Genomic DNA, 5,952 nt, shown 5'->3' with positions numbered 1-5,952 from the left:
GCAGATAACGCGGATGACGCGGATTTTTAAATGCTGCGCTATGTTACTCTCATCCAGAAGGATAAAAAGAGATCCGCGTCATCCGCGTCTAAAAAATGATAGTATAAACTAATTATGAACAGCTACTTAGGCTTAAACTTTTGGCACATCTTGTTTCTCTTTTAATAAGTCCTCCATCTTTAGCAATTCATCACGATATTGCGCCGCTTCGATAAAGTCGAGTTTCTTGGCAGCTTCCTGCATAAGCTTCCGGGTACGTTCGATACTTTTTTCCAGTTGCGGGCGGGACATATACCGGATGATCGGGTCGGCAGCGACACCGGCGGAACTTTCCTGTTCGACGTAAGGACGGGGAGTGGTAGCCGCTCCTTTTCCGAAAGGTTCTTCTGTCGGAACTCCGGCTGTTGCAAATACATTGAGGTTCTTCCCCTTTTTGATTTGCTGCGGAGTGATGCCGTGCTCTTCGTTATACCTTAATTGCTTTTCACGACGGCGGTTGGTTTCATCAATCGTCAGTTGCATACTTTCGGTGATGCGGTCGGCGTACATGATAACCATACCGTTCACGTTTCGGGCGGCACGTCCGGCAGTCTGCGTCAGTGAGCGGTGAGAACGCAGGAAGCCTTCTTTGTCGGCATCCAGAATGGCTACGAGCGAAACTTCCGGTAAATCCAGACCTTCGCGCAACAGGTTGACGCCAATCAGTACGTCATATATGCCTTCGCGCAGGTCACTCATGATTTTTACGCGTTCCAGCGTATCTACGTCACTGTGAATATAGTTACACCTCACATGGTTATTCAGCAGGAACTCCGTCAGCTCTTCCGCCATACGCTTGGTGAGTGTGGTAACGAGCGTTCGTTCGTTCCGTTCGATACGAAGCTGGATTTCCTCCATGAGGTCGTCTATCTGGTTATGGCTGGGGCGTACTTCGATAATCGGGTCCAGCAATCCGGTAGGACGAATCACTTGCTCTACAACAATACCTTCCGACCGGGCAAGTTCGTAATCCGCCGGAGTGGCGCTTACGTAAATCACTTGTTTGGCCATTCCCTCAAACTCTTCGAACTTTAAAGGACGATTATCCATAGCAGCCGGCAGTCGGAATCCATATTCCACAAGGTTCGTTTTGCGGGCACGGTCACCGCCATACATGGCGCGTATCTGGGGTACGCTCACGTGACTTTCATCTATAACAATCAGGAAGTCTTCGGGGAAAAAGTCCAGTAAACAGTAGGGACGACTACCGGCGGCACGTCCGTCGAAGTAGCGCGAATAGTTTTCAATTCCTGAACAGTGGCCTAATTCGCGTATCATCTCCATATCATACGTCACCCGTTCCTGAAGACGTTTTGCCTCAAAAGGACGTCCTTGTTCTTCAAACCATTGCACTTGCTTGTACAGGTCGTCTTCTATCTCGTGGATTGCCCGTATGGTAGCCTCTTTCGTGGTCATAAAGAGGTTGGCGGGATATATCTTGTAGGCATCGAAACGACCGGTGGTCACACCACTGATTGGGTCTACTTCTTCGATACTGTCCACTTCATCTCCCCAGAAAATGATGCGCAACAGGTTGTCTGTGTACGCCAGATAGATGTCCACGGTATCTCCTTTCACCCGGAAGTTGCCACGGTTCAGGTCAATATCGTTGCGTACATAGAGGCTTTCTACCAGGCGGCGCAGGAATACATTCCGGCTGAAAGATTTTCCTTGTTGCACTTCTATTACATTATTATAGAAGTCGGACGGATTTCCCATACCATATATACAGGATACGGAAGATACTACTATCACGTCTTTCCGTCCGGAAAGCAAGGAAGAGGTTGCGGCAAGGCGCAGCTTGTCTATCTCGTCGTTGATGGCAAGATCCTTTTCTATATATGTATCCGAGGCCGGGAGATAGGCTTCCGGCTGGTAATAATCATAATAAGACACGTAGTACTCCACGGCATTGCCGGGGAAAAACGCCTTGAACTCACTGTAGAGCTGGGCTGCCAATGTCTTGTTATGGCTCAATACCAAAGTCGGCTTGTTGATATTGGCAATTACATTGGCAACGGTGAACGTTTTACCTGACCCGGTAACACCGAGCAACGTTTGTGCAGGCACTCCCTCGAACACACCTTCTGTGAGCTGTGCGATAGCTTCCGGCTGGTCGCCGGTGGGTTTATATGCGGATGTTAATTCAAAAGTATTCATTTTCTCTCCTTACAGGCAGCAATATTCAGTAAAATACTTGAGATAAACAAATTTTTTTTATTCCTTTGCAGGAAATAAATAATAATAACCCTAATGTAAATACAACGAAGACATGATTTGGAATGAAAGTATCGAATGCATGGAACGCGAAAGCCTTCGCAAAATCCAGGGCATCCGTCTTAGGAAGATCGTGGAGCACGTTTATCACAACACTCCTTTCTACCGTAAGAAAATGCAGGAACTGGGACTTACCCCGGATGATATTAACAGTATAGACGACATCGTAAAACTACCCTTTACCACGAAATACGACCTGCGGGATAATTATCCTTTCGGACTTTGTGCTGTTCCCATGAGTCAGATTGTGCGTATTCACGCTTCGTCCGGTACAACGGGCAAGCCTACCGTAGTAGGATATACGCGCAAGGATCTTGCTTCATGGACGGAATGCCTTTCACGCGCCTTCATAGCTTATGGAGCAGACAGTTCCGACTTTTTTCATGTAGCCTATGGATATGGATTGTTCACCGGAGGATTGGGTGCACATGCGGGTGCCGAGAATATTGGCGCTTCCGTTATCCCAATGTCCAGCGGTAACACGGAGAAGCAGATTACCCTGATGCATGATTTTGGTTCTACAGTGCTTTGCTGTACTCCTTCTTATGCACTTTATCTGGCAGATGCCATTAAGGATTCCGGTTTGCCCCGTGAAGAATTTAAATTGAAAATCGGCGCTTTCGGAGCAGAACCCTGGACAGAGAATATGCGTCATGAAATAGAAGAAAAGCTGGGCATTAAGGCTTATGACATCTATGGGCTTAGCGAGATTGCGGGGCCGGGCGTAGGTTACGAATGCGAATGCCAATGTGGCACCCATCTTAACGAAGATCACTATTTCCCCGAAATCATCGACCCGAATACGTTGGAACCGGTTGCCCCGGGTGAAACGGGTGAACTGATCTTTACCCATTTAACCAAAGAAGGTATGCCTTTGCTGCGTTACCGTACAAAAGACCTTACCGCTCTGCACTATGATACATGTTCTTGCGGACGTACGCTTGTTCGTATGGATCGTATCCTGGGACGTAGTGATGATATGCTCATTATTCGTGGAATCAATGTATTCCCGACACAAATAGAGTCCGTCATTCTCGAAATGACTGAATTCGAACCGCATTACCTCTTAATCGTTGACCGCAAGAATAATACAGACATTATGGAATTGCAGGTGGAAGTTCGTCCGGAATATTATTCTGACGAGATTAATAAGATGCTGGAATTGAAGAAGAAACTGATTGCGCGTCTACAGAGTGTTCTCGGATTGGGTGTAGCCGTCCGTTTGGTAGAACCCCGTAGTATTGAACGTAGTATAGGTAAGGCTAAACGTGTGATAGATAATCGTAAACTCTAATACTTAATACTTAATCGTTATGGTAGCAAAACAACTTTCCATTTTCCTTGAGAATAAGTCCGGTCGTTTGACTGAAGTGACTGAAGTACTTGCGAAAGAAGGTGTTAATCTTTCCGCTCTTTGTATTGCTGAGAACGCTGACTTCGGTATTCTCCGCGGTATCGTATCCGAACCGGATAAAGCGTACAAAGCATTAAAAGAAAATCATTTTGCCGTGCATGTAACCGACGTAGTGGGCATTAGCTGTCCTAATATCCCGGGGTCGCTGGCAAAAGTATTACGTTTCCTGTCCGATGAAGGAGTTCTCATTGAATATATGTACTCGTTTGCTAACGGTGACACCGCAAATGTGATTATACGTCCTAATGACATGGAAAATTGCATTCGCGTGTTGACCGAAAAGAAAGTAGATTTGTTGGCGGCGAGTGATTTGTATAAATTATGATTTAAGTTTCGCAAACCACTACGGTACGAATAATGCAGCTTAAATCCATTCGTTGCAAATTGACCGGTGTTTGCCGGTGATTATCTGCTTTTTGAAAAATTAAGGTTCGTATCGTTGCTTTATTCGATACGAACCTTTATCTTTGCACCTTATTTGAAAAGGTAAGAATGAAGAAGAATATCTTAATAACTTTTCTTGCAGCAGTGTTGCTCACTTCATGTGGGGAATATAACAAGTTGCTGAAAAGTACTGATTATGAGTACAAATATGAAGCGGCAAAGAACTACTTCGCAAAAGGGCAGTATAACCGTTCCGCTACATTGCTTAATGAATTGATTGCTATCCTCAAGGGTACGGATAAAGCAGAGGAATCCCTCTACATGCTTGGCATGAGTTATTATAATCAGAAAGATTATCAGACTGCTGCCCAAACCTTTATCCAGTATTACAATGTGTATCCGCGTGGTACGTTCGCTGAGTTGTCGCGTTTCCATGCCGGAAAGGCTTTGTTTCTGGATACTCCGGAACCTCGTCTTGACCAGTCCGGTACTTATGCTGCTATTCAGCAATTGCAAATGTTCATGGAGTACTTTCCGCAGAGTGTGAAGAAAGAAGAAGCTCAAAACATGATATTTGCTTTGCAGGATAAGCTGGTTATGAAGGAATATCTTTCAGCCAAATTGTATTATAACCTGGGCAATTATATGGGAAATAACTATGCATCCTGTGTAATCACCGCACAAAATGCTTTGAAAGACTACCCTTATACGAATCTCCGCGAGGATTTGTCTATCCTGATTTTACGGGCAAAATATGAAATGGCTATATATAGTGTGATAGATAAGCGTGCGGAACGTTATCGTGAAACGGTAGACGAATATTATGCTTTTAAAAATGAATTCCCTGAAAGTAAGCATATGAAAGACGCCGACAGAATATTTGAAGAGTCGGAGAAAATATTGAATGAATAATTGATAAACGGATTTAGGATAATAATAATTTAGATATTTATGGATTACAAGAAGACAAATGCTCCCGGAACAACGGTTACCCGTGACATGATGGAGTTGTGTGCGGATACAGGCAATGTATATGAAACCGTAGCTATCATAGGTAAACGTGCTAATCAGATCAGTGTGGAAATCAAAAGTGATCTTTCCAAGAAGCTGGCTGAGTTTGCTTCCTATAATGATAATTTGGAGGAGGTATTCGAAAACCGGGAACAGATTGAAATTTCACGTTATTATGAAAAGTTGCCGAAACCAACATTGATTGCTACACAGGAATATACCGAAGGTAAGATTTACTATCGTAATCCGGCTAAAGAAAAAGAAAAGTTACAGTAAATAAAATTACTGCAAAAAGATATGATACAACGAATTCAATCTGTTTATTTATTGATTGTGACAGGTTTGCTGATAGCAGCCTTATGTTTACCTTTAGGGCAATTTATTGCTGATGACGGAGTTACTGCCAATGTCTTCAAACCGCTGGGCGTGACTTTATCGGGTGATGATACCTTTCAATCTACATGGGGACTGTTCGGAATCCTTTTTTTAAGTGCAGTTGTAGCATTCTGTACAATTTTCTTGTTCCGTAACCGTATGTTACAGGTTCGTATGACGATTTTTAATAGTATTTTGTTGATAGGATATTATATTGCATTCTTTGCATTCATGTTTATGCTGAAGAGTGATTTGGATGCAATGTCTTTTCAAATGGGATGGGCGCTCTGCCTACCGGCTATATCCATCATTTTGAATTATTTGTCTTTCCGTGCTATTTATCGTGATGAAGTAATGGTAAAAGCGGCGGATCGGTTGAGGTAATATTTCATCCGCATATAAACACAGATGGCGCAGATTGATTTAACAAATCTGCGCCATCTGTGTTTATA

General features: G+C 43.8%; 6 protein-coding genes. 5 read left to right on the top strand and 1 reads right to left on the bottom strand.

The features are described 5' to 3' along the window. Positions 1–132: 132 nt before the first annotated feature. A complete protein-coding gene (gene uvrB, locus B2Z67_RS11420; protein WP_291529957.1) occupies positions 133–2,199 on the bottom strand; it encodes an excinuclease ABC subunit UvrB in 2,067 nt (688 codons plus the stop codon). Between the two features lie 112 nt (positions 2,200–2,311). Between uvrB and B2Z67_RS11415 the strand changes: the two genes are divergently transcribed. The 5 genes from B2Z67_RS11415 (at position 2,312) to B2Z67_RS11395 (ending at position 5,884) form a co-directional block, all read left to right on the top strand. Then, positions 2,312–3,610, top strand: coding sequence for a phenylacetate--CoA ligase family protein (locus B2Z67_RS11415; protein ID WP_291529956.1), 1,299 nt, complete (start codon positions 2,312–2,314; stop codon positions 3,608–3,610). Between the two features lie 19 nt (positions 3,611–3,629). After that, positions 3,630–4,055, top strand: a complete 426-nt coding sequence (locus B2Z67_RS11410) for an amino acid-binding protein (RefSeq protein ID WP_291529955.1) — start codon at positions 3,630–3,632, stop codon at positions 4,053–4,055. Between the two features lie 167 nt (positions 4,056–4,222). Continuing rightward, the gene (locus tag B2Z67_RS11405; protein WP_291529954.1) at positions 4,223–5,026 is read left to right on the top strand and encodes an outer membrane protein assembly factor BamD; all 804 of its coding nucleotides are present in this window, start codon (positions 4,223–4,225) and stop codon (positions 5,024–5,026) included. A 39-nt stretch (positions 5,027–5,065) separates the two neighbouring features. Continuing rightward, a complete protein-coding gene (locus B2Z67_RS11400; protein WP_291529953.1) occupies positions 5,066–5,401 on the top strand; it encodes a DNA-directed RNA polymerase subunit omega in 336 nt (111 codons plus the stop codon). A gap of 21 nt (positions 5,402–5,422) precedes the next feature. Further along, the gene (locus B2Z67_RS11395; protein ID WP_291529952.1) at positions 5,423–5,884 is read left to right on the top strand and encodes a DUF4293 domain-containing protein; all 462 of its coding nucleotides are present in this window, start codon (positions 5,423–5,425) and stop codon (positions 5,882–5,884) included. Positions 5,885–5,952: the final 68 nt, after the last annotated feature.

It is taken from the genome of Bacteroides sp. UBA939, from assembly GCF_002293435.1.
Taxonomy (GTDB): Bacteria; Bacteroidota; Bacteroidia; order Bacteroidales; family Bacteroidaceae; genus Bacteroides.
Note: the sequence above shows the minus strand (reverse complement) of the source record. Positions and strands in the feature narration are given on the sequence as shown.

What these genes read in the sequence shown, in the direction of transcription:
- uvrB (WP_291529957.1), bottom strand. Translation starts at nt 2,199, where the DNA reads ATGAATACTTTTGAATTAACATCCGCATATAAACCCACCGGCGACCAG.
- B2Z67_RS11410 (WP_291529955.1), top strand. Translation starts at nt 3,630, where the DNA reads ATGGTAGCAAAACAACTTTCCATTTTCCTTGAGAATAAGTCCGGTCGT.
- B2Z67_RS11405 (WP_291529954.1), top strand. Translation starts at nt 4,223, where the DNA reads ATGAAGAAGAATATCTTAATAACTTTTCTTGCAGCAGTGTTGCTCACT.
- B2Z67_RS11415 (WP_291529956.1), top strand. Translation starts at nt 2,312, where the DNA reads ATGATTTGGAATGAAAGTATCGAATGCATGGAACGCGAAAGCCTTCGC.
- B2Z67_RS11395 (WP_291529952.1), top strand. Translation starts at nt 5,423, where the DNA reads ATGATACAACGAATTCAATCTGTTTATTTATTGATTGTGACAGGTTTG.
- B2Z67_RS11400 (WP_291529953.1), top strand. Translation starts at nt 5,066, where the DNA reads ATGGATTACAAGAAGACAAATGCTCCCGGAACAACGGTTACCCGTGAC.